This window comes from Ruegeria sp. CDSA221 (assembly GCF_059611825.1).
The window spans coordinates 158,464-182,619 of sequence record NZ_JBXWPK010000002.1; the positions used below are offsets into that span (position 1 = coordinate 158,464).

A 24,156-nucleotide genomic window follows, 5' to 3' on the forward strand; every position below is an offset into this window, starting at 1 on the left:
CGCTAGCATTCGCTGGCGCGCTTTTGTTTCCAAGCGTGTCGCTTGTTTGCGGGAAGACCGCACCCATTTTTAGAATCACATTGCAACGGGCCATTGTGGGGAGCCGACGGAATGGATTTGAGAGAATACACACGTCAATACGCGGTTCAGGATAATGGATTGGCCGCGATCAGCTACTTTGGGACTTTCGCGGTCTATTTCTCATCGTTGGCATTAGCCATCATCTATGTGGACCGCTGGTATGTCATGATGCCTGCCGGAGTGGTTTTCGCGTTTTCCGCTGTTCGCCTTTACGTGCTGCAGCACGATTGCGGGCATCATTCGCTATTTGAAACGCGTGCACAGAATGAATGGGCAGGGCATGGGCTGTCCCCGTTCACTTTCGCTCCATTCGAAGTGATGAAGCAAAACCACAACCTGCATCATTCCGGCATCGGCAATCTGGAACATCGTGAGACCGGCGAAATTCATACCATGACCGTGAGGGAATGGAATGCGGCGAACTGGTGGTCGCGGCTGTATTATCGCCTATACCGCAACCCGTTTGTCCTGGTACCGGTCGGAGCACTGTTTACTTATTTCATTCGCTACCGCTGGCCCAAGAATACGGTGCGGTTCGGCGTCAAAGGCGTGCTGCTGCACAACCTGTCGATCCTGATTTTCCTGGGCCTGCTGTATCTGATCGCCGGTGCGACCGGTATATTGGTTTGGGTGGCCTTTTCCTTCCTTGGCGGGATGCTGGGAGTTTTCCTAGTCTATCTTCAGCATAATTTCGAAGACACATACTGGGACCGTCGCCCAGATCTGGATCCGAAATTGGCCGCGCTGCAGGGGTCGTCGGCGCTGGATTTCGGCTGGTGGTTTGATAATGCGGTGGCCTGCATCACATTGCACGACATACACCACTTCAACGCGCGCATCCCGTCTTACCGGCTGCGGGAATGCCACTATAACCTGCCGTCCGAGTATACGCCGCGTCGGATCAAATTCCCCGAGGCGGTAGCGGCTTTGAATCTGAAACTTTGGGATGAGGACACTAAACGGCTTGTGCCTTTCCCGCCCAAAGATCAATCCCGGGGGCTGGCCCATAGCAGCTAGCCGATACCCGCACTGATGTGAGAAGGAAGGGAACTTTGATGACTGCAGTGACCGATGTTAAGGGGGTAGGCGAGGTGCTTGGGCAAGCGTTGATTGCCAATGGCTTCAAGACCGCAGAAGACCTTGCGAGCGCGAAACCCGCAGAGCTCGTCAAAGTTCCCCGCATTGGTGTGGCACGGGCACCGGTTCTTATAGCGGCGGCGAAAGCAGCTGTTTCAGCCAAAGCCACGACTGCGCGCGCGGCAACCAAGCGCCCAGCTGCTCGGAAGGGCGTTACTGCTGCCGCCCGGAAGCGGGCTGAGGAATCCGCCCAGAAGGCTGCTGAAGAGAAAGCCGCTGCTGAAGCCAAAGCGCGAAAAAAGGCCAAGGCAAAAGCCAAGGCAGAGAAAGCTGCCAAAAAGCTTCTGGAAATGGAGACCGCATTCTCAAAGGCAAAGGACAAGGTGAAAGCCAAAGCCAAAAAGGATAAAAAGTCCAAAAAGGACGACAAGAAAAAAGATCAAAAGAAACAGGACGCCAAAGAGAAAGTCGGCAAGAAGAAGAGTAAGAAAAAAGATAAGAAAAAGGCGAAGAAGTAGACCTCCTCCACCTTTTGATTTTCTCAGGACCGGCGCAGTTGGTTAGCGCCGGTTTTCTTATGCCAGCGTGCCGTCCCGCTGTAAGGTCAGTTTGCCGCCAAGATAGGGGGACAGAACCTTGGGCAAGGTCACGGTGCCATCGCGGTTCTGACCATTTTCCAGTACGGCGATCAGACAACGACCGACAGCCAGACCGGAGCCGTTCAGTGTATGGACGTATTCCGGTTTGCCACCCGCTTCGGGGCGGAACCGCGCGTTCATGCGGCGGGCCTGAAAATCACCACAAGTCGAGACCGAACTGATCTCGCGATAGGTATCCTGTCCGGGCAACCATGCCTCGATGTCATAGGTACGGCGCGCGCCAAAGCCCATGTCGCCCGTACACAGGATCACGGTGCGATAGGGTATGCCCAATTTTTCCAGAATACCTTCGGCGCAGCGTAACATACGCTTTTGTTCCTTATCCGAATTGTCCGGATGGGTGACCGAGACCATCTCGACCTTTTCGAACTGGTGCTGGCGCAGCATCCCACGGGTGTCTCTGCCAGCGCTGCCAGCCTCGGACCGGAAGCACAGGGAATGCGCGGTATAGCGGCGAGGCAGATAGCTTTCTTCGATCAGCGTTTCATTGACGATATTGGTCAGCGACACTTCGGAGGTTGGGATCAGCCACCAGCCTTCACGGGTCTGATAGCTGTCTTCGCCAAACTTCGGCAGTTGCCCGGTGCCCTGCATCATTTCGGAGAGAACCAGAACCGGGCCGTTGACCTCGGTCAGTTCGTTTTCGTTGATATGTGTGTCCAGCATGAACTGTGCCAATGCGCGGTGAATGCGGGCTACGCCACCGGACAGCAGCACAAAACGCGAGCCGGACAGTTTCGCGGCGGTCTCAAAATCCATACCGGTCTGGACGGATTCGATCTCAAAATGCTCTTTGGGCGCAAAATCCAGCTTGGGCGGAGTGCCCCAGCGGTTGACTTCGACATTGTCGTTTTCATCCGCGCCTTCGGGCACATCTTCGGCGGGCAGGTTGGCGATGCGGATCAGTTGATCGGTCAGAAGGGCGTCCAGATCCTTGGCCTCGGTCTGCATCTGGGCAATCTCGGCCTTTTTCTCGGCGACCAGCGCGCGCAGGCGCTCGAACTCGACCTCATCGCCGCGCCCCTTGGCCGCGCCCACCTCTTTAGAGGCCTTGTTCTGTTCAGCCTGAGCGGTTTCGGCGGCCAGAATCTTGGCACGGCGGCTTTCATCCAGGCGCAACAGGTCCGACGACACCGGCGCGTCCCCACGGCGCGCAAGGGCGGCGTCGAAAGCGGCTGGGTTTTCGCGTATGGCGCGGATGTCGTGCATGGTTCAGGTCCTTAAATGCGTGAATCACTGAACCTGCTTATGCACCATATGAAAGGCAGGGTGTAGCACCGGTTACGACTTATCCGTTCCCTCGTGTGCTTCATGTGCCAGATGGCCATCCCAGCCTTCAGTGGGGATTTTCGGCTCGGGTGGATCGGCGATGTAAGACGGGGTCATAATCTGCACATTGTTCTCATTGAACACAGCCACAATATTGCGATGCAGGTCTGACCGAATTTTCGGGATGATGCTGCCCCGCGTAGTATAGCCGTTGATCTGATAATTGATCGCATAGTCGGCCAGAGCGGTCCACAAAACGAATGGTTCTGGCTTTGCCTTGATTGCCTTTGTCCGGCGTGCGGCTTCGATCAGCATCGCTTCGACCTTCTCCGTAGGTTCCTCATAGCCGATACCAACAGTCGTATGCAGCAACAGCCCGCTACCATCTGTTTTCTTTGAAAAATTGATCACATCCGAATTCATCAACTGCGCATTTGGGATCGAGATCAACTCGTTCTTGATAGACTTCAGGTGGGTCTCCATCAGCTTGATCCGTACAACGTCTCCGATGTGGTCGCCAATCTGGATGCGATCGCCGATCGAGGTTGAGCGGCGGTAGATCACAAACAGCCCAGCCAGCATGTTGGAGACCACCGAATTCGCGCCAAGCGATAGCATCGCACCCACCAGAATAGTCAGCCCCTGAAACGCTGCGGAATCCGAGCCTGGGATATAGGGTACTGCAAACACCAATGCGATCAGGATGACCAAAACGCGGGCAATGTTGAATGTCGGGTTTACCCAATGGCTTTCAAAATCGCCCAGTTCGAATGTGCCGGCCTCGACCGCGTCAAAGAACACGCGCATCCCTTTGATGATATACATCGCCAACCAGGCGATCAGCGCCAGCATGATAAGGTTGGGGATATAGCTGACCACTCCTTTGAAGATCAGCAGAACCGGTTCGGTCAGATAGGTCAGCAACAGCTGAGCGAAATACCGGGTTTCGGCAAAGGAAAGCAGAACAAAAGACAGGTAGTAGTAAAAGCCCAGAAAGAAGACGACCAGCAATATGAAGTTCAGACCGTAACTGACGAGGGCTGCAATGGCTTCGGCTTGAACGCTTTTGGCTGTTGCCGTTTCCATGTCCTTCAGATGGCGCGATACGAATTTCAGGGTCCGCCGTCTGATGCGCCGGTGCAGCCACAGAATAAAGGCGATGAATACGGCAAACCCCAACGTCCAGCCCAAAGCCTCAAGCGCGCCGGATACACGCGCCTGTTCGGTTCGGTTTGCGCGGTAGGCGACAATCGCATCATGGATGGCCGAGCCATGGAGATAGGTGATGACGTCCAGCTCCATCTGGTCCATTTCGGCATCGGCGACGGTGACCGTCGATACCGGCACGCCATCAACTAGAATACGCGTGCCCAGTTCCGTATCCTCATAAGTAACGGTAACCTCAGGATTTTCCGAGGATAGGGCCACTTGGATAATGTTGTTCTGAACGGTCTCGGCCCGTTCGGGCGCGGGCAGGGCGCTGGATCCGCGCAGGAAAAACAGGCTTTCGCCGTCGATGATGACCGGCGCTTTGAAATTCTCTGATTGTTCAGAGGTTTCAGGCGTTTCGATTGGCGCATCCTGTGCTAGCGCCATCGCTGTGCTGAACATAATCCAGACAAGCGTGAACCAGATGCGCGAAAGCGTGCCAAGCGTTTGGATTAATTGAATCATCGGTCCTCCTGCCGGCCAACTATATCCCAGCCGAGCCCGGATCAAAGGACCGATCTGCGACCCTGGTGTATTTCTTTGATCATTATGAGCCAATCATTGTAAAAACCTGTGCTGCCATTCCTTGCAAACAGGTGGTTCAGAGAATAGGTTCTCGCAAAATTTGCGGAGCATTTTCGCAGTATCAAACCAAAAGGAATATCCCATGGAAGGTGGCGCAATCGCCCAGTTTCTCCCGCTGATCCTGATTTTTGCGATCATGTATTTCCTGCTGATCCGTCCGCAGCAGAAGAAAATGAAGGAACATCAAGCCATGGTCGAGGCCGTGCGCCGGGGCGATCAGGTTGTTACCCAGGGTGGGCTGATTGGTAAAGTGGCCAAGGTCAAAGAAGGCGATAACGAGATCGAAGTCGAAATCGCCGAGGGAGTCAAAGTCCGCGTGGTTAAATCGACCATTTCGCAGGTTCTGAACAAGACTGAGCCGGCGAAGTAACTTCGCGATATAATCCCTTGAAAAGGCAGGGTAATGCTGCAAATTGATACCTGGAAGCGGGTTCTGATCTGGCTGGTCTGCGTGACTGGCTTGCTGATGGCCCTGCCGAATGCGTTTTATACGCGCGTTGAACAATCCAATGATGCCAAGGCGGCGATCGAGCTTGGCGTCGACACCCCTGAAATGCAGGCAGAGGCGGCGCATTGGCCGAACTGGCTGCCGTCGTCGCTGGTCAATCTAGGACTGGATCTGCGTGGTGGCGCGCATCTTTTGGCCGAAGTTCGGGTGGGTGACGTCTACGAATCCCGCATGGACGCCATGTGGCCCGAAATTCGGGATGCGCTGCGGGACGAACGTGCCACCGTGGGCACCATCCGTCGCCAGGACTCGGCGCCTGATGAGATTCGCCTTCGCATCAGTCAGCCCGAGGGCATGTCCCGCGCGCTGGAGGTTGTCCGAGGTCTGGCCCGTCAGGTGCAGACCCTCAGCGGTGTAGGGGCCACGGATATCGAGGCCCGCGCCGAAGGTGATACGATCATTGTACAACTTTCTGAGGCAGAGAAGCTGGCCTCAGACGACCGCACCGTGCGTCAGTCGCTGGAAATCATTCGCCGCCGGATTGACGAGGTGGGCACCCGCGAGCCGACCATCCAAAGGCAAGGCACCGACCGTATCCTGATCCAGGTGCCAGGTATCGGCAGCGCAGGAGAGTTGAAAGAGATCATCGGCACGACTGCGCAACTAACCTTTAACCCCGTCGTTGGGCGCGGAACCGACCCCGATGCGATAGCGGGCGTTGGCGAAGAGGTGGTGCCGTCGATTGACGAAAATGGCGTCTATTACACGTTGGATGCCGCGCCTGTTGTAACGGGCGAGGAACTGGTCGATGCGCAGCCCGCGTTTGACCAGAATGGCCGCCCGGCGGTGAGTTTCCGATTTAACACCTCAGGCGCGCGCAAATTTGGTGATTACACGCTGGAAAACATCGGGGCACCCTTTGCCATCGTTCTGGATGACGAAGTGATCTCAGCCCCGGTGATCCAAAGTCATATCCCCGGTGGGTCTGGTATCATCACCGGTAATTTCACCGTTGAGGAAAGTACAAATCTGGCTGTCCTGTTGCGCGCAGGGGCACTGCCCGCCGGGCTGGAGTTTCTGGAAGAAAGAACCATCGGTCCCGAGCTGGGCCAGGACAGTATCGACGCGGGTAAGGTGGCAACCATCGTGGCCTTTGTCGCGGTGCTGACATTCATGGCGCTCAGCTATGGCCTGTTTGGTATCTTCGCCAATATTGCGCTGATCATCAACGTTGGCCTGTTGTTCGGTCTGCTTTCCCTGATTGGGGCGACGTTGACCCTGCCTGGGATCGCGGGGATTGTTCTGACGGTAGGTATGGCGGTGGATGCCAACGTACTGATCTTCGAGCGTATCCGAGAGGAACTGAAATCTGCCAAAGGTCCTGCCCGCGCGATTGAGCTGGGTTATGAAAAAGCGCTGTCGGCCATTCTGGACGCCAACGTGACCACCTTCATTACCGCTGTAATCCTGTTTGCTATGGGCAGCGGGCCAGTGCGCGGGTTCGCAATCACTTTGGGTCTGGGTATTCTGACCTCGGTCTTCACCGCGATCTTCGTGACGCGCCTGATGATCGTGATTTGGTTCGAACGCCGCCGTCCGAAAACGATCGAGGTTTGACATGAGACTGAAACTCGTACCCCAGAATACCTCGTTCGATTTCTTCAGTCGCTGGAAGATCTGGCTGGGTATCTCGGCCTTGATGATGATTGTCGCGTTTACGTCCTTCATGCTGCAGGGCCTGAACTTCGGCATTGATTTCCGTGGAGGGACCACCATTCGGACCCAAAGCGCGCAGGAAATCGATGTCGGCACATATCGTGACGCTATTGCGCCGCTTGGACTTGGCGACGTGACGATCACCGAGATTTTCGATCCGAGCTTCGGGCCAGATCAACATGTCGCGATGATCCGCATTCAGGCGCAGGATGATGCTGAGGCTGTCAATGCGGCCACGATTGAACAAATTGGCGAAGCTCTTGCCGCAGCGGACCCCGGGTTGAAACTGCCCTTCGAAAGCGTCGAATCTGTAGGACCCAAAGTCTCGGGAGAGCTTATCCAGACCGCCGTAATCGCGGTGGTGCTCGCCATTGGGGCGGTGCTTGTCTACATCTGGCTGCGGTTTGAATGGCAGTTTGCGCTGGGGGCTGTCGCTGCGCTGGTGCATGACGTCATCCTGACTATCGGCATCTTTTCCGAACTGCAAATCCGCTTTGATCTGGCGATCATCGCTGCGCTGCTGACCATCGTGGGCTATTCGTTGAATGATACGGTGGTCGTGTTCGACCGGGTGCGCGAGAACTTGCGGAAATACAAGAAAAAGGACCTAAAGGAGGTTTTGAACCTTTCGATCAACGAAACGCTCAGCCGGACAGTCATGACCTCTGTCACCACCTTGCTGGCGTTGATTTCGCTCTATGTTCTGGGTGGGGATGTGATCCGCGGGTTTGTCTTTGCTATGATTTGGGGTGTGATCGTAGGTACCTATTCGTCCGTCTTTGTGGCCTCAACCATCCTGTTGTGGCTGGGCGTCAAGCGCGACTGGTCCAAGCCATCAAACACTTCTGGCAACCAGTTTGCCAACATCGATGCATGAGTATTTTGGCCAGTCCCCCACAGGGCTGGCCATCATAGTTTTTGCTGCCTTTCTTGGCGGTGTAGTGCGCGGCTTTTCCGGATTTGGGACCGCCCTGATTTTCCTGCCTATCGCAACCCCATTCCTTGATCCTTTCAAGGCGCTGACCTGCCTGACAATCATGGATATTCTGGGCCCGCTGCCCAACCTTCGCCGGGCCTGGCGCGAGGTCGACAGGGGTGATCTGGTCCGTCTGGTAGGAGGGTGCGCACTCGCTCTGCCATTGGGGCTGTGGTTGCTGACCACGGTCGATCCACATGTATTTCGCTATACCGTTAGCCTGTTGGCGTTTCTTATGCTGGCTATTCTGGTGTTCGGTCTGCGCTATCACGGTCATGTCAGTCGAAAAATGGTTTTGGGAATAGGAGGCGCTGGTGGGTTTTTGGGCGGTGTCGCGGGCCTGCCCGGACCGGCCGTTATCTTGTTCTATATGTCTCGACCTCTGCCCGTGGCCGTGATCCGTGCGACGATCCTGTTATACCTGTTCGCCTTTGATTTTCTTCTGCTCGGGTACCTGACTGGCATGGACCGTATCACGTTGCCTGCTGTTATATTGGGTCTGGCTCTGGCGGTCCCCAATCTGGCTGGTAATTGGCTGGGTGGTTGGATGTTCCGGCCCGAGCGGGAAAAGCTGTATCGTGCCGCAGCGTATCTGGCGATAGCGCTTGCAGCCTTGTCGGGCTTACCGCTTTGGGGCTAGATGCATCCTATGCGTATGAATGAAATCTCTTATGACAATGCGGCCCCTGTTGACGGATATGGTCCTGGGTTTTTCCGCATCGGTGGTCAGGTCTATGACGGGTCGGTGCTGACCGGCCCTGCAGGATCAGCGAAATGGGGCGGGTACGACGATAGGGATGGTCTGTTGAAATTGGCGGGTCAGGTCGATGTGCTGTTTATCGGAACCGGCGCTGAGCTGGCCCATATTCCTTCTGATCTGCGCGCCGCCTTGGAAGATTCGGGGATCGGGGTTGAGATCATGAACTCTCCGTCCGCGTGCCGCACATACAATATCCTGTTATCCGAAGGGCGCCGCATTGCGCTGGCGCTGCTACCGGTCTGATCGGATTCTTTTCCTCTGGCCTTACGCTTAGATGCCACCCAAATACGTTGCTGTCGGTATGCTGCGGCAAATCCCGCCTTTTGCCTCTGACGGCAATAGGATAAGCGGGATTCATGACATTGACCGTGACCGACCTGTCGATCGCCCGAGGGGGCGTTCCTGTGCTGGAAAATCTCAGCTTTTCGCTGGAGCCCGGAAAGGCGCTAATCCTGCGCGGGCCGAACGGGATCGGTAAAACAACGCTGCTGCGAACGCTGGCAGGCCTGCAGCCTCCGCTTGAGGGGCAGATCGACGGGGCTGAGGACCGGATCGCCTATGCCTCACATTCCGACGGACTCAAGCCGACTCTGACCGTGGTGGAAAACCTGTCGTTCTGGGCGCAGGTCTTCGGCAGTCACAGCATTCAACCGGCCCTGGACGCGTTTGCTTTGACTGAGCTGTCGGATCGCCATGCAGGCAATCTGTCGGCAGGCCAGAAACGTCGATTGGGGTTGGCGCGGATGTTGGTCACCGAACGACCGATCTGGATGTTGGATGAGCCCACTGTGTCGCTGGATAAGAATGCAGTGCAGATGTTTGCTGACGCGGTGCGCGCGCATCTGGGGCAGGGTGGGTCTGCCCTGATTGCCACCCATATCGACCTTGGTCTGGACGGAGAGGTCCTGGATGTGGGGCCCTACAAGGCTAAACCGAAACCTGTCGATGATCTCGACGGAGGTTTCCTGTGATCGCCCTACTTTTACGTGATTTGAAACTGGCCTTCCGTGCGGGCGGTGGGTTTGGCCTTGGCCTGGCGTTTTTTCTTATCGTCACCGTGCTGGTGCCTTTTTCAGTTGGCCCGCAATCCGCGTTGTTGTCCACGATTGCACCTGGCGTGCTATGGCTGGGGGCGCTTTTGGCCTGCCTTCTGTCACTTGACCGGCTGCTTGCGCTGGACTGGGAGGACGGCTCGCTCGACCTATTGGCGACGGCGCCCCTGCCGTTAGAAGCGGTCGTAACGATCAAGTCTTTGGCGCATTGGCTGACCACGGGCTTGCCACTGGTTCTGGCCGCGCCTTTCCTGGGCGTTCTGCTTAATCTGCCTTTGCCCGGCTTTTTCTGGCTTGTCGTCTCACTTTTGATTGGCACGCCCGCGATGAGCGTCATCGGAACCTTTGGCGCCGCTCTTACGGTCGGCTTGAAACGCGGCGGATTGCTGCTGTCGCTTCTTGTGCTGCCTCTTTATGTACCGACGTTGATCTTCGGGGCCGAGGTCGCGCGCCGCGGCGCAACAGGAATGGAAACGCAGACACCCTTGTTGATGCTGGCTGGGATCACTGCGGCGACGATTGCCCTGTTACCTTTTGCCAGCGCCGCCGTGTTGCGCATTAACCTACGGTGACACAGTGTAACTTTGACGGATGTCAATTGAGAATGAACCCGACTCGGACTAGATAAGGCCCATGTCTATCGCAGCCAAAGCCAATACCCTCTGGGAATATGCCAATCCGCGCAAGTTTCTTGCCACCAGTGAACGGGTGATGCCGTTCTTCTGGGGCGCGGCTTTGGTTTGCATCGTCATTGGTCTGGTGTGGGGATTTTTCTTCACACCCGATGATTACAAGCAGGGATCGACCGTCAAGATCATTTACCTGCATGTGCCCGCCGCACTGATGGCGATTAACTGCTGGCTTATGATGCTGGCGACCTCTCTGGTTTGGCTGGTTCGCCGTCATCATGTCAGTGCGCTGGCTGCGCGCGCGGCCGCACCTGTGGGCATCGTGATGACATTGATTGCGTTGGCAACCGGGGCGATTTGGGGGCAGCCCATGTGGGGCACCTGGTGGGCCTGGGATCCACGTCTGACCTCATTCCTGATCCTGTTCCTCTTCTATTTGGGCTATGTCGCCTTGTGGGAGGCGATCGAAGACCCTGATACGGCTGCCGATCTGACCTCGATCCTGTGTCTGGTGGGGTCGGTCTTTGCTATCCTCAGCCGTTATGCGGTGAATTTCTGGAATCAGGGGCTGCATCAGGGCGCTTCTGTCCTGCGGGCTGGTGCCGTGACTGGAGCGGATACCGAAGAGAAGGTCAGCAATATCTATTTCTATCCTCTGCTGCTGTGCATTGTCGGGTTCGTGTTGTTGTTCATCGCCTTGGTACTTTACCGCACGGGTACTGAAATTCGCACGCGTCGGACCAAGACTCTGCTGGCGCGGGAAAGGGCAAACGGATGATCCCTGATCTTGGAAAATATGCCGATACGGTGCTCTGGTCCTATGTGGTTTCCATCGGGCTTTTGCTGGCGCTGGTTCTGGTCAGCGTGATGCGGGGCCGCAAGAGCCAGGCTGAATTGGAAAAAGTTGAACAGAGGATAAAGCGCAATGGCTAAGATCTCGCCCCTGATGATTGCGCCTCCGTTGATATTTGGTGCCTTTGCTGTACTTGCCGGTATTGGCATGTTCCGTGATGATCCAAACGCTTTGCCCTCGGCCCGTGAGGGCCAAACCGCGCCACCGGTTGTATTAACAGATTTTGCAGGCAAGCCACAATTTGACGACGCAACGCTGCGCGATGGACAGATCAAGCTTGTGAATTATTGGGCCAGTTGGTGCGCGCCCTGCCGGGTAGAACACCCGAACCTGCAGGCTCTGTCGGATGAAGGCATTCCTGTCTACGGTATCAATTATAAGGACAAGCTGGAAAATGCCGAGGCATTCCTGAACGAACTTGGTGATCCCTATACGGGTATCGGCCGGGATGAACAGGGACGCATGGCGCTGGACTGGGGCGTTTACGGCGTACCGGAAACCTATGTGGTCGACGGCGACGGAACCATTATCTTGCGCTTTGCTGGGCCGATTACCCAGCGCGTCATCGAAGGAACTATTCGGCCCGCTTTGGAAAAGGCTAAGGCCGATTAACGCGGCAGGGTGAGGGAAGAAACACCAGTCTTCTGAATGATCTGGTCACAATCATCCATCTTGGTGCTGTCACCGTAGCCCCTCTGGTTGGGCAGACCCAAGTAGGAGGTTGGTGAAAACGCCAGGCACAGCATCCTGGCGCAAATGGAACGTCAAAAGGGCGCCCGACCGGGCGCCCTTTTTAGTTTGCTCAGAGATCTTAGTCGGCCTTGGCCAGGTTCCGCAGCACGTAATGCAGCACGCCACCGTTTTCGATATATTCGATTTCGGGCGCGGTATCGATGCGGCACTTAAGGGTTATGGTTTTCTCAGAACCGTCACCGTAGGTGATGGTGCAGGGCACCTCTTGCAGCGGCTGGATCGTATCCAGACCGTGGATCGAGACGGTTTCATCACCCTTCAAGCCCAGCGTCTTGCGCGAGTCGCCACCGGTGAATTCGAACGGTACAACGCCCATGCCAACCAGGTTCGAGCGGTGGATACGCTCAAAGCTTTCGGCGATCACCGCTTTGACACCCAGCAGAGCCGTGCCTTTGGCCGCCCAGTCGCGCGACGATCCCGCACCGTACTGCTCACCACCGAAGACAACCAGCGGCGTGCCCTGTTCCTGATAGGCCATCGACGCGTCATAGATTGAAGTCTGCTCGCCATCGGGGCCTTTGGTGTAACCACCTTCGACGCTGTCCAGCATCTCGTTCTTGATGCGGATATTGGCAAAGGTGCCGCGCATCATGACCTCGTGGTTGCCACGGCGCGACCCGTAAGAGTTGAACTCGCGCGGTTGCACCTGACGGTCGGTCAGATACTTGCCAGCCGGTGTTGTCGTGGCAAACGAGCCTGCAGGCGAGATGTGGTCAGTGGTGACCATATCGCCCAGAATGGCCAGAACCTTGGCGTCTTCGATGTTCGAAATTGTGCCCGGCTCGGTCCCCATGCCCTGGAAGTAGGGCGGGTTCTGGATATAGGTAGAGGTCGGTGGCCAGTCATAGGTTTCGGCATCGGTGGTATCGACCGCTTGCCATTTCTCGTCGCCTTTGAAGACGTCTGCATATTTCGAAAGGAACGCCTCACGGGTAACCGTCTGTTCGACCAATTCCGCCACTTCTTGTTGGGTCGGCCAGATGTCTTTCATGAAGACATCATTACCGTCCTTGTCCTGACCGATCGGTTCTGAGGTCAGGTCGATATCCATCGTACCGGCCAGCGCATAGACCACGACCAGCGGCGGTGAGGCCAGGTAGTTGGCGCGAACATCCGGACTGATACGGCCTTCGAAGTTGCGGTTCCCCGACAAGACCGACGTGGCTACCAAATCGCCCTCGGCAATCGCCTCAGAGAGCTCTTTCTGGATTGGACCCGAGTTGCCGATACAGGTGGTGCAGCCGTAGCCGACAAGGTTGAAGCCGATCTTGTCCAGATCTTCCTGCAGGCCAGCGGCCTCAAGATAAGCAGATACAACCTGCGATCCCGGTGCGAGCGAAGTTTTAACCCAAGGCTGACGGTTCAGACCCAAGGCTGCGGCCTTGCGGGCCACAAGGCCAGCGCCGATCATGACATACGGGTTCGAGGTGTTGGTGCAGGAGGTGATCGAGGCGATCACAACCTTGCCCGATTCCAGGGTATAGTCTTCGCCTTTGACGGCGACTTCCTTGCCCATGGGGCGCTTGAACGTCTCGGCCATTTCCCTGGTGAACGCCGCCTTGGCACCGGTCAGAGCAACATAATCCTGGGGGCGCTTCGGGCCCGAGATCGCGGGAACGATGGTGCGCATGTCCAGCGACAGGGTGTCGGTGTAGATCGGCGCGTAATCTGCGTCGCGCCAGAAGCCGTTTTCCTTGGCATAGGCTTCGACCAGCGCGATGCGATCTTCGTCACGACCGGTGTTACGCAGATAGCGCAGCGTTTCACCGTCAATCGGGAAGAAACCACATGTCGCGCCGTATTCCGGGGCCATGTTGGCAATGGTTGCCCGGTCGGCCAGCGGCAGACGGTCCAGACCTTCGCCGAAGAATTCGACGAATTTGCCCACAACACCCTTTGCGCGCAGCATTTCGACGACCTTCAGAACCAGATCGGTGCCGGTGGTGCCTTCAATCAGATCACCGGTCAGCTCAAAGCCCACGACTTCGGGGATCAGCATCGAGATCGGCTGACCCAGCATCGCGGCTTCGGCCTCGATCCCGCCGACGCCCCAGCCCAGAACGGCCATGCCGTTGACCATGGTGGTGTGGCTGTCGGTGCCGACCAGCGTGTCGGGATAGGCAACCTCATCCCCGTTCTGATCCGTGTCGGTCCAGACGGTCTGCGCCAGATATTCCAGGTTCACCTGGTGACAGATCCCGGTTCCGGGGGGCACAACGCGGAAGTTGTTGAAGGCACCCTGACCCCATTTCAGGAACTGATACCGTTCCATGTTGCGTTCGTATTCGCGGTCAACGTTCATCTGGAACGCGCGCGGGTTGCCGAATTCGTCAATCATGACCGAGTGGTCGATGACTAGATCAACGGGGTTCAGCGGGTTGATCTTCTGCGCGTCGCCGCCCAGAGCCTTGATACCATCACGCATGGCGGCCAGATCGACCACCGCCGGAACGCCGGTGAAGTCCTGCATCAACACGCGGGCAGGGCGATAGGCGATCTCGCGGGGGTTCTTGCCACCTTTGGCACCCCATTCGGCGAAGGCCTTGATGTCGTCGACCGAGACGGAGAACCCGTCATCTTCGAACCGCAACATGTTTTCCAATACCACCTTCAGGGCGGCGGGCAGTTTCGAGAAATCACCCAGGCCGGCCTCTTGCGCGGCGGGGATCGAGTAATACGAGATGGACTTGCCATTCACGCTCAGGCTGCGGCGTGTCTTGGCGGTATCCTGTCCGACTTTGATGGGCATCTGTGGCCTCCCTCTCAAATGACGTGGAATATGGGATTCGCTGAGGGCTATCTGCATCACCCAAGCGCGCGGTTCAAGGTCCAACAGACCAGGTGCGGCAATTTTTGTATACCATTGCACACATTTTTCCGAAAACCTTGTGTCACCGGTCTCAAGAAACCTTGATTGGTGCTTGATCAGCGTTCCGTCTAAACCAGTAATGCACCCCATGAAACCCGAGAGCAAACATGTTCAAATCTGCAACCGCAACCGCGTTGGCGTCCCTGTTCCTGGCTACTTCGGCCATTGCAGAAAGCGGACCCGTAGTGGTGGAGCTGTTCACATCGCAGGGATGTTCGTCCTGCCCCCCGGCTGACCGGATCATGCACGATCTGGCCAATCGGGATGACGTCATCGGGTTGGCGCTGCATGTGGATTATTGGGACTATATCGGATGGGAGGATGAATATGCCGACCCCACCCATACTGAGCGTCAGCGCAGCTATGCCGGAAATTCCGGGCGTACGGTGATCTATACGCCTCAGATGGTAGTGAATGGTCAGCAGGATATTGTAGGGGCAGATACGGCAAAACTGGATTACCTGATCGGCGACCATTCCAAGGCCGCTCCGCTGGCGTCGGTTTCGGCCTCGCGTACAGGAGATAACGTAACTGTCGACGTTTCCTCGATCAGTTTGCCACCGGATCAGGTCTATGACATCCGGGTGGTGCAATACACGCCGATGCGCCATGCCTCGATCCGGCGCGGAGAGTTGGCGGGACAAGAACTGGATTATGCCAATGTGGTCGAGGCCTGGACAGTAGCCGGGCAATGGGACGGGACAGCGCCTAAGACCTATAAGGTATCTTTGACGTCAGGTTTACCGGCCGTTGTGTTGGTGCAAGGGGTTGGCCATGGGTCGATTATTGCGGCGGCACGCGTTCGCTGATCAGGGCATGTCTCTGGCTTGGACACCTAGCCCGTTCCAGGTTTTCCAGCGACGATGAATCCAGAACCACTGACCCATATGCTGTCGGACAACCGCCTCGAGGTCATCATTGGTGAACTGGGTCATCGTCTTTGGATCCGTATGTGGGACCGGTTCGTGCAGGATGATTTCGAAATCAACCCCATTGGGCTGACGCACTGCATAGCACGGAATCAGGACGGCTTTGTATTTCATGGCCAGTTCAGCATTCAAAACCGACGTTACGGCCGGTTTGCCGAAAAAAGTCAGCTCTTCCCCGCCATGTGCGTGCAGGTCTGACACAATAGCGATGATCCCGCCTTTTTTGAGTGTTCGCACCATTTCGACCATCCCGCGACGGCCTTGTTCGAACATCGGGGCGCCGGTTTTGTAGAACGCATCGACATACATGTCGTTGAAGTAGGGGTTCGCCATTCGACGATAGAGGCAGCCAATAGGCTGACCGCTGCGTTCTTGAAGGGCGATACGCGCGGCTAGGTAATGGCCGAAATGCGCAGTGATCATCATCACAGGTCGCCCCTCCGCCAAGGCGGAATCAAAGGCGGCAAGACCCGTACCCGTGACTTTGGCAAAGCGTTGGCGTTCTGTGAAATCCTCGGGCGAGAAGTGCTCCATGATCGCGCGCCCGGCGTTGTCAGGAACGGCCTTGCAGATGCGTTTCACTTCGGATTCAGTCAGGTCCGGGCAGGTGAGTTTCAGATTGCTGCGTACTCTTTTCGAGAACCCGACCAACGGTGCAAGGTTTCTCGCTATGGCGCCCATTGTGGCAATGCGTGTCTCATAGGGCAGCAACCGTAACGCTTTGATAACGCCTTTCAGGAACATGCCGGATACATAGTATTTGCCAAGCTCGGACCTGCTTAGTTCAGACTTTTCAACGGGCATCAGAAGGTCTCGGCGTCTGTTGTGAATTGCCGGGTCAGACATACAAGCCGATCGCGGTAACCACAAGCTTTCTGCTCGGCCAGAAATTTTGGCGCGCTTTCTCTCTTTATTCGTCGCCGTCATCATCCCGGAGCGTGATGGTTCCCTCATCGACAAGTGTCCGGATGGCGCCAATGATCTGGGTCATCGCCTCCTCTGCATCGGGTTGTTTGATTTTTCCGACCTCATCCATTTCTTCGCGCAGGTTTTCGGCCATACGCGACGACATGTTGGACAACAGGTAGTCAACCGATGCCCTGTCTCCTTCCGTTTCTGCACCGGCGAGCGCTGTAACCAGGACGGGTTGTTCCACACCGCGTAGAATGGTCGGTACATCGCGGGGCAGAATGCGGGACGGAATATGGGCGAAGGTAAAAATGGATTGGCGAACTATGGTGGCAAAATCGGCGTCTTCTTCTTCTAATGCGCTCAGCAGGCCGTCCCGAGTCGAGGCAGCGGACTGATTCAGTATCGCGCCAACGCGGGCACCCGGTCCGTCGGCAAACGCTGTGGCAGGGCGCTGATCCATCTGAGCCGCCAGCGACCATCCGATCCGCTCGACGGCCTCTGGGCTGACATTTGCAGTTTTCGAAACCGCATAGGTAATACGCCGAGCAACTGGGCCGGGAAGGTGCCCTAGCAGTTGCGCAGCTTTGGCGGTTTCAAGTTTCGATAGCATCACGGCCGCAATCTCGGTGCTTTCGGCCTGCGCCATTTCGGCCAGATCTTCTGTAGGGATCTCTCGCAATCGCTGCCAAGGATCTCCGATCTGGCGTATCCCGGCCACTTTGCGCAAACGCGCCGCAGTGGCAGGGGCGATTTTGTCGTTCACCACATCCAAAGCGCCCGCCAGACCATGTGGAAAGGACAGGCCAACACTGTCCAGCGCATCTGCAAATTCACCGGCAACTGCGTCCAAGGTAACCCGGTCGACAAGGCCCATTTTGCCCAGTTGGTGGGTTAGCTTTTCCTGTAAATCGTCGGGAAGCTCTTCCAGCGGAATGTCCGCCCCATCATTCAGCAAGAGACGCACAACTACCGCCGCCTTTTGTCGGCTGCTGAGGTTGCGGGCCACCAAGCGAAGGTCGTCATCGTTTTCTTTGGCCAGCTGGGCAGAAGCCCCCGGGGCCACCTGTACCAATGTGTTTGTGTTCTGCATCTGCCTGCGGTGCCAAAGTTCCTGTTCCACAGGCAGATTACAGAGAGTCGGGTAAAGAAAGGCTGAAGCTTAGTAGTTGTAGGTCAGTCCGGTGCGGATCGCCTCGCGCAGGGAAACCTCTGCCCAGGTTCCTTCGCCGCCGCGCGCCTTGATTTCACGCCACTGGGCAATCGCCAGATCGGTTTTGCCCTCGGCAACAAAGCCTTGCGCCATATAGGAACGTGCCAGGATATTGTCGGGATTTGCGTTAATTGCACCTTCATAGAACAGGTTCGCCAGTTCCAGCTTGCCCATCTTCCGATAGGTAAAGCCCCAATAGGTCATGACGCGATCGTCATTTTGGTCCATCACGCGCAGCACGCCTTGGGCGTTTTTGAACTGCCCGTCATAGGCCAGTTCACGCACGGCGTGGTACAGCTGATCCTGAGTGAAATTGGTGTTGCTGGGCTTTACGCATTTGCCCGCGGCCTCATCATAGACCCGTCCGAACAGACATTTCTTGGTGGTGTTTGTTGTTTTTGGCGGCGTCGATCCCCCGCCGCCACCTGCGGCATGAACCATGGGGGCAAATGTAAGGGCCTGAATTGCAATAACCGAAGCTAGGATGAGGCGCATAATTGGTCTCCGTTCGTAGGGCTGCTCAGAATGAGCATAGCGCGTTCTATACAAAAGCTAACAACTGATCGCGCGAATTTATTCACAAGTTAGAAAGCTCGACCAATCTTGACGTAACCAGACAAAGAAAAACCCGCACAAGATCATTGTGCGGGTCTGTATTGCGTGAGCTTGACGAAATTTTACTCGCCAAACACCCGGGCAAAGATCGTATCGACATGTTTGGTGTGATAGCCGAGATCGAATTTCTCTTCGATCTCCTCCTTGCTCAACGCGGCGGTCACGTCAGTATCCGCCAGAAGTTCTTCTTTGAAGTCTGTGCGGTGTTCCCAGACCTTCAACGCGTTGCGTTGAACCATAGCATAAGCCTCTTCCCGGCTGACCCCTGCCTGCGTCAGCGCCAGCAGAACCCGCTGGCTCATCACTAGACCGGGGAACTTGTTCATGTTCTCCATCATGTTCTCGGGGAAGATCAGCATTTTGTCGATCACGCCCGTCAGTCGAGCCAGAGCAAAATCCAGTGTGATCGTGGCGTCCGGCCCAATCATGCGTTCCACCGAGGAGTGTGAGATGTCGCGTTCGTGCCAGAGCGCCACATTCTCCATCGCCGGGATCACCGCCGCGCGCACCATGCGCGCCAGCCCGGTCAGGTTCTCGGTCAGTACAGGGTTCTTCTTGTGCGGCATCGCCGACGACCCTTTCTGCCCCATCGAGAAGAACTCGGCCCCCTCAAGAACCTCGGTCCGCTGCATGTGACGGATTTCAATGGCAACGTTTTCGATGCTGCTGGCGATCACGCCCAACGTGGCAAAGAACGCGGCATGGCGGTCGCGGGGGATGACCTGCGTGCTGATCGGTTCGGGCACCAGTCCCAGCTTGTCGCAGACATGCTCTTCGACCTGAGGGTCGATATTGGCAAAGGTGCCGACCGCGCCGCTGATCGCACCTGTTGCAATCTCGGCCCGTGCGTCGCGCATGCGGGATAGGTTGCGATCCATCTCGGCATAGAAGCGCGCGAATGTCAGGCCCATTGTGGTGGGCTCGGCGTGGATGCCGTGGCTGCGGCCGATGCGGACAGTGTCCTTATGTTCGATCGCGCGGCGTTTCAGAGCGGCCAGCAAACTTTCGAGGTCGGCGATCAGGATGTCGGCAGCGCGGGTCAGCTGAACGTTGAAACAGGTATCCAGCACGTCCGAGCTGGTCATGCCCTGATGCACGAAACGCGCCTCATCACTTCCGACATGCTCGGCCAAGTGGGTCAGAAAAGCGATGACATCGTGTTTGGTGACTGCCTCAATCTCATCAATGCGGGCCACATCGAATTCCACATTCTTGGCCTTCCACACGGCCTCGGCGTTTTCACGCGGGATCACGCCCAGATCGGCCATGGCGTCACAGGCATGGGCCTCGATCTCGTACCAGATGCGGAACTTCGTCTCGGGCGACCAGATGGCGACCATGTCGGGGCGGGAATAACGTGGAATCATTGGCAGCGGCACCTTTTTATGATTTGGCAGAGGTCGTTGCGGCGCGGTTTAAACCCAGCCGCCCTACGGAACAAGGCGCGAGTGCGGTGATGAGACGGTTTGCCCTGATTTTGTCCCTTTGGCCCGGTGTTGCGGCAGCGACAGAGTTCTGGCCGCTGACGAGGGATGAAATTGCCGAAGCCTTGTCGGGCAAAAAACTAACTTATGGCGACGGCATCTGGCAAACATTCGACCAAAGCGGGGTGACCCATTATTTTTCGGGTCGTCCCAGCACCGGAAAGTGGGCCGTGCAGGGCGATCAGTATTGCTCGGTTTGGCCGCCTTCGGATATCTGGGCGTGTTATGATGTTCTGCAAAGCGGTGTCATCATTCGATTTATTGACGGCGCAGGCGAGATCACAGACGGGTATTATCCCGAATGACCTTTCCAAACGAACTGACCGACTTCGAAGGAGGCTGGAGCCTGTCACGCACCATTCGGGATGCGCGGGCCGGGCAGGTAGTTTTGGCCGATGGCTCTGCGCGATTCACCAGGTCCAAAGACGGTCTGATCTATGACGAGACGGTAACTCTGCGCATTCCGGGCCAGCCCGAAATGATGGGAACGCGCCGCTACCTGTGGCACGACAAGGGCGAGAGCGTTGCGGTGCATTTTGATGACGGGCGCTATTTTCACACGCTCAGGCTGGGTGTGACGCAGGCTGCGGACCATCATAATTGCTCGCCAGACAGCTATGACGCAGTCTATGATTTCTCAGGCTGGCCCTGCTGGAGGGTCCGTTGGACCGTGTCCGGCCCCCGGAAATCATACGAAATGAATACGGAATACATGCTGCGGTAGCGTAATCATCTTGCAGATGCGGCGCTGACAGGGCATTCCTGTTGCAGAATCTCGGTCCGTTTAGGGAGAAACAACATGAATGCGAACGTATTGGCCAATGCATTTGGCCCACGTGAAGGGACGGCGCTGCGCGTCAAACAGGTGGTTTTGGTTGCTTTGGGCATCGTTGCCTTGGCCGTCGCCGCCAAGATCAAAGTGCCGATGTGGCCGGTTCCAATCACCATGGGTACATTTGCGGTTCTGACCATCGGCACCGCCTATGGCGCACGGCTGGGTCTGGTAACCATGATGGGCTATCTGCTGATCGGCGCGCTGGGCTTTGACGTGTTCGCGGGCTCTTCGGCTGAAAAATTCGGCCTTACTTACATGATGGGTGGCACAGGCGGCTACCTGGTCGGATATGTGCTGGCAACCCTGATGCTGGGTACGCTGGCCGCGCGCGGCTGGGACCGTTCGGTCGTGAAAATGGCGCTGGCGCTGGTACTGGCCAACGTTCTGATCTATGTCCCCGGCCTGCTGTGGCTGGGCCAGCTCTATGGCTGGGACCAGCCGATCCTGGCATGGGGCCTGACACCATTCCTGGTGGGTGATGCGATCAAGCTCGCGCTGGCCGCGCTGCTGATCCCCGGCCTGTGGAAGCTGGTGGGCGACGCCCGCACCTAAACCACAGTCAACCTAGTTGACATGAACCGCGCCCGGAGCGATCCCGGCGCGGTTTTTTGTTGCGCCAACAAGAGGCTGGACAAAACCGGTCGACACAGTTCAAGCTGTAGCAATAGAAACAACAGGTTATTCAGATATGCCTAATCTATTGAGGGCTGTAACCCTTTCCTGCGCGGTTGTTTGCGCCGGGGCAGGGAGTGCAAAAGCCGAAACACCGATCACCTATACTGATGAAGGGCGCGCCTTGTTCAGCTTTGCGGTACCAGATTTTTGGTCGGTTCGTACTGGCGGCCCGCGTGAGGTCGATGACACCGAGCTGAACGATCCCCGCGCGGTTGCCCGAGTCATGGGGATCAAACCGGTAACGGATGACAGCGTATGGATTGGATTTGTCTCGCCATCTGGTGTGTCATCCATCGACGGTGGCCTGCGATACCTTCAGGATATCGACAAGTTTCTGGTCAAAGATCCGATCGTTTCGGAAACAGTCGCAACCCGGATCGGAGGTCTGCCAGCGCGGGTTATCCGCGGTACCGGCACCCGTGATCGGCGGGGGATAAATTTCACGGCCACAGTGATTGACTTGCCGCGTGATCGCGTGGCTGTCGCAGTGGCCGTATTAAGAGACGGCGCCGATCCTGGCTATGTGGACGACCTGAATGCCGTATTCGCGTCATTCCGGTCGCTTCAGTGAGGAGGTTTGGATGACTCGTAAGCTGATGAAACGGTCGATCGCCGCGCTGGTATTCGGTTTGACCAGTATCACCTTGTCTGCCTGCGACGGCGTGACGGTTGGTGTGGGATACGGATATGATCCGTTCTATGACTCGATGCTTTGGAACGACTACTATCACGACGTTGATGTGGACATTGATGTAAATCGTCCACCGCAGGGTAAGCCTCCGGTCAAACCCAAACCTCCGGTCGCCAAGCCCCCGGCGCGCCCACGCCCCCCTGTCGCCAAGCCCCCGGCACGTCCACCGGTTGCCCGGCCGCCAGTTGCCCGGCCGCCTATTCACCGCCCGTCACCGCGGCGGCGCTGATGCGGATCACGACAGCAATTCCGTCGTGATTTTCGCTGTTCCTTCAAGTGTTCTGTGAACAGGGCACTTGTCGGCGATTTCAAGCAGACGTGCGCGCTGATCCTGATCCAAGGGGCCCTCGAGCCGGATTTTGCGGCGGAACAGATCGACCTTGTTGTCAGTGATCAGACCCGCATCCTGTGCGTGGACCTTGTTATGGCAAACATCGACAGTGATGCCTGTTAGTGGCCAGCCCTTGCGCCGCGCATACATCCGGATTGTCATCGAAGTACAGGCTCCCAGACCCGATGACACAAAGCCATAGGGCGACATACCGCGGTCGGTGCCTCCATATGAGGCCGGTTCGTCCGCAACAGCATGATGCTTGGGGCCGGACTGAATGTCTTGCTGGAATCCGTTGGGATCGGCCTCAGTCACCCGCACTACGCCTTCGGGCGCACCCGGTGGTGGGGCAGGCGGGCGCAGCACCACATAGCGCGTAACCCAAGCCGCTATTACATCTGCAGCATATTCCGCATCCGCCGCGCGTGTAATCAGGTGATCAGCGTCGTCCAGCGTCACGAAGCTTTTGGGATGTTTGGCTGCCAGAAAGATCGCGCTTGCATTGTCGATACTAACCGTTTCGTCGCGTGGCGCATGAAGTATCAGCAGCGCGGCCTTCAAATCCGCAATCGCAGGGGTTAGCGCGGATTGGGCGATATCTTCGACGAACGCTCTGCCAATACGGAACGGGCGACCACCCAAAGTGACCTCGGCCGATCCCTCTTGTTGGATTTCCGACAGTGCGGCGTCGAAATGGTGCGAGACATGCCCTGGATCGGCAGGTGCGCCCAGCGTCACAACGGCCTTAACACTCGAAATACCAGCTCGGGCGCGCAGAACCGCTGCCCCTCCGAGAGAATGCCCGACCAGCAGAGACGGGGACATGTTCCGTCCAGCCAGATACCGTGAGGCGGCGATCAGATCCTCAACATTCGAGGTGAAGGTGGTGTTTGCAAATTCGCCGTCTGAATGACCCAAGCCTGTGAAATCAAACCGCAATACCGCGATACCCATCGCTGCCAGACGGGCTGCGATCCTGCGCGCGGCCGGGATATCTTTTGAACAGGTAAAGCAATGGGCAAACAATGCCGTAGCAAGGACAGGCCCGTCCGGCAGGTCGAGGCGCGCAGCCAGTTGGTGGCCGTCGTGACCGGCAAAGGTGATGCGTTCGGTGGGCATGGCAGTTCCTTACGTCATGAGGTGCCTCAATATTGTGGCCGCCAGCGAGGGGTCTCAACCCCTATGTAAGAAGCGTCACGGGAAGGTGAGACTGGGTCAGGGGCCGGCGGAGTTCTGGTGCGATAGATTGCATCAACTTTTGTGATGCATTCCCAATCAAACATTCACTTTAATAAAGCGAACGCCACCCTCATCTTGAGCCTGTCGAACACAACCAGCCACGGAGGCAACAATGGTACATCTCACTTCTCAGCCACATGGCACAAATCTTCGAGTAGATTTACTGATCGCTATCGCCGTAACTGCGGTCGTCAGTTTTGCCGCGGGTCAGAACTGGACACAGCCGACATCTTTTGCCAGCACCGAAATCGAGGACTGGCATGGGAACGTCAAACGGTCAAACTGGCCGAACTGAGGGG

At 56.8% G+C, this 24,156-nt stretch carries 27 protein-coding genes; 19 read left to right on the top strand and 8 right to left on the bottom strand.

What is annotated here, in order from left to right; genetic code table 11:
* Window positions 1–111 precede the first annotated feature (111 nt).
* Both AC2FJ5_RS03145 and AC2FJ5_RS03150 read left to right on the top strand, forming a co-directional pair.
* Window positions 112–1,098 carry a fatty acid desaturase gene (locus AC2FJ5_RS03145; RefSeq protein ID WP_496700554.1) on the top strand — a complete coding sequence of 329 codons (987 nt, stop codon included), beginning with the start codon at window positions 112–114 and terminating at the stop codon, window positions 1,096–1,098.
* Window positions 1,099–1,136: 38 nt separating this feature from the next.
* Window positions 1,137–1,676 (top strand): helix-hairpin-helix domain-containing protein, encoded by a 540-nt coding sequence (locus AC2FJ5_RS03150; protein ID WP_496792443.1) that lies wholly within the window; start codon window positions 1,137–1,139, stop codon window positions 1,674–1,676.
* A gap of 57 nt (window positions 1,677–1,733) precedes the next feature.
* On the opposite strand, the gene serS is transcribed toward AC2FJ5_RS03150, so the two are convergent.
* Window positions 1,734–3,026: a serine--tRNA ligase gene (serS, locus tag AC2FJ5_RS03155; protein WP_496792444.1), complete on the bottom strand. Its 1,293-nt coding sequence runs from the start codon at window positions 3,024–3,026 to the stop codon at window positions 1,734–1,736.
* Window positions 3,027–3,098: 72 nt separating this feature from the next.
* Entirely contained in the window at window positions 3,099–4,760 is a 1,662-nt protein-coding gene (locus tag AC2FJ5_RS03160; protein WP_496792445.1) for a mechanosensitive ion channel family protein, read from the bottom strand.
* Between the two features lie 202 nt (window positions 4,761–4,962).
* Here AC2FJ5_RS03160 and yajC point away from each other — a divergent pair, with 202 nt between their 5' ends.
* From yajC to AC2FJ5_RS03210, 10 genes are all read left to right on the top strand, one after another.
* Window positions 4,963–5,250, top strand: coding sequence for a preprotein translocase subunit YajC (gene yajC / locus AC2FJ5_RS03165; RefSeq protein ID WP_142633080.1), 288 nt, complete (start codon window positions 4,963–4,965; stop codon window positions 5,248–5,250).
* A gap of 33 nt (window positions 5,251–5,283) precedes the next feature.
* Window positions 5,284–6,945 (top strand): protein translocase subunit SecD, encoded by a 1,662-nt coding sequence (gene secD, locus AC2FJ5_RS03170; RefSeq protein ID WP_496792447.1) that lies wholly within the window; start codon window positions 5,284–5,286, stop codon window positions 6,943–6,945.
* 1 nt (window position 6,946) lies between these two features.
* Window positions 6,947–7,921 (top strand): protein translocase subunit SecF, encoded by a 975-nt coding sequence (secF, locus tag AC2FJ5_RS03175; RefSeq protein ID WP_282021836.1) that lies wholly within the window; start codon window positions 6,947–6,949, stop codon window positions 7,919–7,921.
* Complete coding sequence (locus AC2FJ5_RS03180; RefSeq protein WP_496792448.1) at window positions 7,914–8,660, top strand: sulfite exporter TauE/SafE family protein; 747 nt, start codon at window positions 7,914–7,916, stop codon at window positions 8,658–8,660. Before secF ends, AC2FJ5_RS03180 begins: the two co-directional genes overlap by 8 nt.
* 9 nt (window positions 8,661–8,669) lie before the next feature.
* Window positions 8,670–9,023 carry an Mth938-like domain-containing protein gene (locus AC2FJ5_RS03185; protein WP_142635082.1) on the top strand — a complete coding sequence of 118 codons (354 nt, stop codon included), beginning with the start codon at window positions 8,670–8,672 and terminating at the stop codon, window positions 9,021–9,023.
* Between the two features lie 113 nt (window positions 9,024–9,136).
* Window positions 9,137–9,751 carry a heme ABC exporter ATP-binding protein CcmA gene (ccmA, locus tag AC2FJ5_RS03190; protein ID WP_142633088.1) on the top strand — a complete coding sequence of 205 codons (615 nt, stop codon included), beginning with the start codon at window positions 9,137–9,139 and terminating at the stop codon, window positions 9,749–9,751.
* Window positions 9,748–10,404: a heme exporter protein CcmB gene (gene ccmB, locus AC2FJ5_RS03195; protein ID WP_282021834.1), complete on the top strand. Its 657-nt coding sequence runs from the start codon at window positions 9,748–9,750 to the stop codon at window positions 10,402–10,404. Before ccmA ends, ccmB begins: the two co-directional genes overlap by 4 nt.
* Before the next feature lie 61 nt (window positions 10,405–10,465).
* Window positions 10,466–11,239 carry a heme ABC transporter permease gene (locus tag AC2FJ5_RS03200; RefSeq protein WP_142633092.1) on the top strand — a complete coding sequence of 258 codons (774 nt, stop codon included), beginning with the start codon at window positions 10,466–10,468 and terminating at the stop codon, window positions 11,237–11,239.
* The gene (gene ccmD, locus AC2FJ5_RS03205; protein WP_185956600.1) at window positions 11,236–11,394 is read left to right on the top strand and encodes a heme exporter protein CcmD; all 159 of its coding nucleotides are present in this window, start codon (window positions 11,236–11,238) and stop codon (window positions 11,392–11,394) included. Before AC2FJ5_RS03200 ends, ccmD begins: the two co-directional genes overlap by 4 nt.
* A complete protein-coding gene (locus AC2FJ5_RS03210) occupies window positions 11,387–11,926 on the top strand; it encodes a DsbE family thiol:disulfide interchange protein (RefSeq protein ID WP_142633094.1) in 540 nt (179 codons plus the stop codon). The genes ccmD and AC2FJ5_RS03210 overlap by 8 nt, the downstream gene beginning before the upstream one ends.
* 199 nt (window positions 11,927–12,125) lie before the next feature.
* Here the strand turns inward: AC2FJ5_RS03210 and acnA are convergent, their stop codons facing one another.
* Window positions 12,126–14,816: an aconitate hydratase AcnA gene (acnA, locus tag AC2FJ5_RS03215; RefSeq protein ID WP_496792450.1), complete on the bottom strand. Its 2,691-nt coding sequence runs from the start codon at window positions 14,814–14,816 to the stop codon at window positions 12,126–12,128.
* A gap of 227 nt (window positions 14,817–15,043) precedes the next feature.
* Between acnA and AC2FJ5_RS03220 the strand changes: the two genes are divergently transcribed.
* Window positions 15,044–15,745, top strand: coding sequence for a DUF1223 domain-containing protein (locus tag AC2FJ5_RS03220; protein WP_496792451.1), 702 nt, complete (start codon window positions 15,044–15,046; stop codon window positions 15,743–15,745).
* Here AC2FJ5_RS03220 and AC2FJ5_RS03225 read toward each other — a convergent pair whose 3' ends face one another.
* From AC2FJ5_RS03225 to purB, 4 genes are all read right to left on the bottom strand, one after another.
* Window positions 15,746–16,669, bottom strand: coding sequence for a lysophospholipid acyltransferase family protein (locus AC2FJ5_RS03225; RefSeq protein WP_496792452.1), 924 nt, complete (start codon window positions 16,667–16,669; stop codon window positions 15,746–15,748).
* 106 nt (window positions 16,670–16,775) lie between these two features.
* Window positions 16,776–17,867, bottom strand: a complete 1,092-nt coding sequence (locus AC2FJ5_RS03230) for a flagellar motor switch protein FliG (protein WP_496792454.1) — start codon at window positions 17,865–17,867, stop codon at window positions 16,776–16,778.
* A 69-nt stretch (window positions 17,868–17,936) separates the two neighbouring features.
* A complete protein-coding gene (locus tag AC2FJ5_RS03235; RefSeq protein WP_142633104.1) occupies window positions 17,937–18,482 on the bottom strand; it encodes a tetratricopeptide repeat protein in 546 nt (181 codons plus the stop codon).
* Between the two features lie 182 nt (window positions 18,483–18,664).
* Entirely contained in the window at window positions 18,665–19,969 is a 1,305-nt protein-coding gene (gene purB / locus AC2FJ5_RS03240) for an adenylosuccinate lyase (protein WP_271947679.1), read from the bottom strand.
* Here purB and AC2FJ5_RS03245 point away from each other — a divergent pair.
* From AC2FJ5_RS03245 to AC2FJ5_RS03265, 5 genes are all read left to right on the top strand, one after another.
* Window positions 19,960–20,391 carry a hypothetical protein gene (locus AC2FJ5_RS03245; protein WP_496792455.1) on the top strand — a complete coding sequence of 144 codons (432 nt, stop codon included), beginning with the start codon at window positions 19,960–19,962 and terminating at the stop codon, window positions 20,389–20,391. The two genes, purB and AC2FJ5_RS03245, sit on opposite strands and share 10 nt — an antisense overlap.
* On the top strand, window positions 20,388–20,810 hold the full coding sequence (locus AC2FJ5_RS03250) for a DUF6314 family protein (protein ID WP_281971906.1): 423 nt from the start codon (window positions 20,388–20,390) through the stop codon (window positions 20,808–20,810). Before AC2FJ5_RS03245 ends, AC2FJ5_RS03250 begins: the two co-directional genes overlap by 4 nt.
* A 75-nt stretch (window positions 20,811–20,885) precedes the next feature.
* Window positions 20,886–21,473, top strand: a complete 588-nt coding sequence (locus tag AC2FJ5_RS03255) for a biotin transporter BioY (RefSeq protein WP_142633110.1) — start codon at window positions 20,886–20,888, stop codon at window positions 21,471–21,473.
* A gap of 136 nt (window positions 21,474–21,609) precedes the next feature.
* A complete protein-coding gene (locus AC2FJ5_RS03260; RefSeq protein WP_496692354.1) occupies window positions 21,610–22,167 on the top strand; it encodes a hypothetical protein in 558 nt (185 codons plus the stop codon).
* Between the two features lie 10 nt (window positions 22,168–22,177).
* A complete protein-coding gene (locus AC2FJ5_RS03265; protein WP_496688465.1) occupies window positions 22,178–22,516 on the top strand; it encodes a hypothetical protein in 339 nt (112 codons plus the stop codon).
* A 6-nt stretch (window positions 22,517–22,522) separates the two neighbouring features.
* Here AC2FJ5_RS03265 and AC2FJ5_RS03270 read toward each other — a convergent pair whose 3' ends face one another.
* Window positions 22,523–23,737 (bottom strand): bifunctional alpha/beta hydrolase/OsmC family protein, encoded by a 1,215-nt coding sequence (locus AC2FJ5_RS03270; protein WP_496751590.1) that lies wholly within the window; start codon window positions 23,735–23,737, stop codon window positions 22,523–22,525.
* A 232-nt stretch (window positions 23,738–23,969) separates the two neighbouring features.
* Here AC2FJ5_RS03270 and AC2FJ5_RS03275 point away from each other — a divergent pair, with 232 nt between their 5' ends.
* Window positions 23,970–24,152 (top strand): hypothetical protein, encoded by a 183-nt coding sequence (locus AC2FJ5_RS03275; RefSeq protein WP_496692351.1) that lies wholly within the window; start codon window positions 23,970–23,972, stop codon window positions 24,150–24,152.
* Window positions 24,153–24,156: the final 4 nt, after the last annotated feature.

Coding starts and splice junctions, on each gene's coding strand:
- AC2FJ5_RS03270 (WP_496751590.1), bottom strand. CDS start 23,737: ATGCCCACCGAACGCATCACCTTTGCCGGTCACGACGGCCACCAACTG.
- AC2FJ5_RS03220 (WP_496792451.1), top strand. CDS start 15,044: ATGTTCAAATCTGCAACCGCAACCGCGTTGGCGTCCCTGTTCCTGGCT.
- ccmD (WP_185956600.1), top strand. CDS start 11,236: ATGATCCCTGATCTTGGAAAATATGCCGATACGGTGCTCTGGTCCTAT.
- acnA (WP_496792450.1), bottom strand. CDS start 14,816: ATGCCCATCAAAGTCGGACAGGATACCGCCAAGACACGCCGCAGCCTG.
- serS (WP_496792444.1), bottom strand. CDS start 3,026: ATGCACGACATCCGCGCCATACGCGAAAACCCAGCCGCTTTCGACGCC.
- AC2FJ5_RS03185 (WP_142635082.1), top strand. CDS start 8,670: ATGCGTATGAATGAAATCTCTTATGACAATGCGGCCCCTGTTGACGGA.
- secD (WP_496792447.1), top strand. CDS start 5,284: ATGCTGCAAATTGATACCTGGAAGCGGGTTCTGATCTGGCTGGTCTGC.
- purB (WP_271947679.1), bottom strand. CDS start 19,969: ATGATTCCACGTTATTCCCGCCCCGACATGGTCGCCATCTGGTCGCCC.
- AC2FJ5_RS03160 (WP_496792445.1), bottom strand. CDS start 4,760: ATGATTCAATTAATCCAAACGCTTGGCACGCTTTCGCGCATCTGGTTC.
- secF (WP_282021836.1), top strand. CDS start 6,947: ATGAGACTGAAACTCGTACCCCAGAATACCTCGTTCGATTTCTTCAGT.
- AC2FJ5_RS03150 (WP_496792443.1), top strand. CDS start 1,137: ATGACTGCAGTGACCGATGTTAAGGGGGTAGGCGAGGTGCTTGGGCAA.
- yajC (WP_142633080.1), top strand. CDS start 4,963: ATGGAAGGTGGCGCAATCGCCCAGTTTCTCCCGCTGATCCTGATTTTT.
- AC2FJ5_RS03255 (WP_142633110.1), top strand. CDS start 20,886: ATGAATGCGAACGTATTGGCCAATGCATTTGGCCCACGTGAAGGGACG.
- AC2FJ5_RS03230 (WP_496792454.1), bottom strand. CDS start 17,867: ATGCAGAACACAAACACATTGGTACAGGTGGCCCCGGGGGCTTCTGCC.
- AC2FJ5_RS03265 (WP_496688465.1), top strand. CDS start 22,178: ATGACTCGTAAGCTGATGAAACGGTCGATCGCCGCGCTGGTATTCGGT.
- AC2FJ5_RS03250 (WP_281971906.1), top strand. CDS start 20,388: ATGACCTTTCCAAACGAACTGACCGACTTCGAAGGAGGCTGGAGCCTG.
- AC2FJ5_RS03260 (WP_496692354.1), top strand. CDS start 21,610: ATGCCTAATCTATTGAGGGCTGTAACCCTTTCCTGCGCGGTTGTTTGC.
- AC2FJ5_RS03225 (WP_496792452.1), bottom strand. CDS start 16,669: ATGCCCGTTGAAAAGTCTGAACTAAGCAGGTCCGAGCTTGGCAAATAC.
- AC2FJ5_RS03200 (WP_142633092.1), top strand. CDS start 10,466: ATGTCTATCGCAGCCAAAGCCAATACCCTCTGGGAATATGCCAATCCG.
- AC2FJ5_RS03145 (WP_496700554.1), top strand. CDS start 112: ATGGATTTGAGAGAATACACACGTCAATACGCGGTTCAGGATAATGGA.
- AC2FJ5_RS03210 (WP_142633094.1), top strand. CDS start 11,387: ATGGCTAAGATCTCGCCCCTGATGATTGCGCCTCCGTTGATATTTGGT.
- AC2FJ5_RS03235 (WP_142633104.1), bottom strand. CDS start 18,482: ATGCGCCTCATCCTAGCTTCGGTTATTGCAATTCAGGCCCTTACATTT.
- AC2FJ5_RS03180 (WP_496792448.1), top strand. CDS start 7,914: ATGCATGAGTATTTTGGCCAGTCCCCCACAGGGCTGGCCATCATAGTT.
- ccmA (WP_142633088.1), top strand. CDS start 9,137: ATGACATTGACCGTGACCGACCTGTCGATCGCCCGAGGGGGCGTTCCT.
- AC2FJ5_RS03275 (WP_496692351.1), top strand. CDS start 23,970: ATGGTACATCTCACTTCTCAGCCACATGGCACAAATCTTCGAGTAGAT.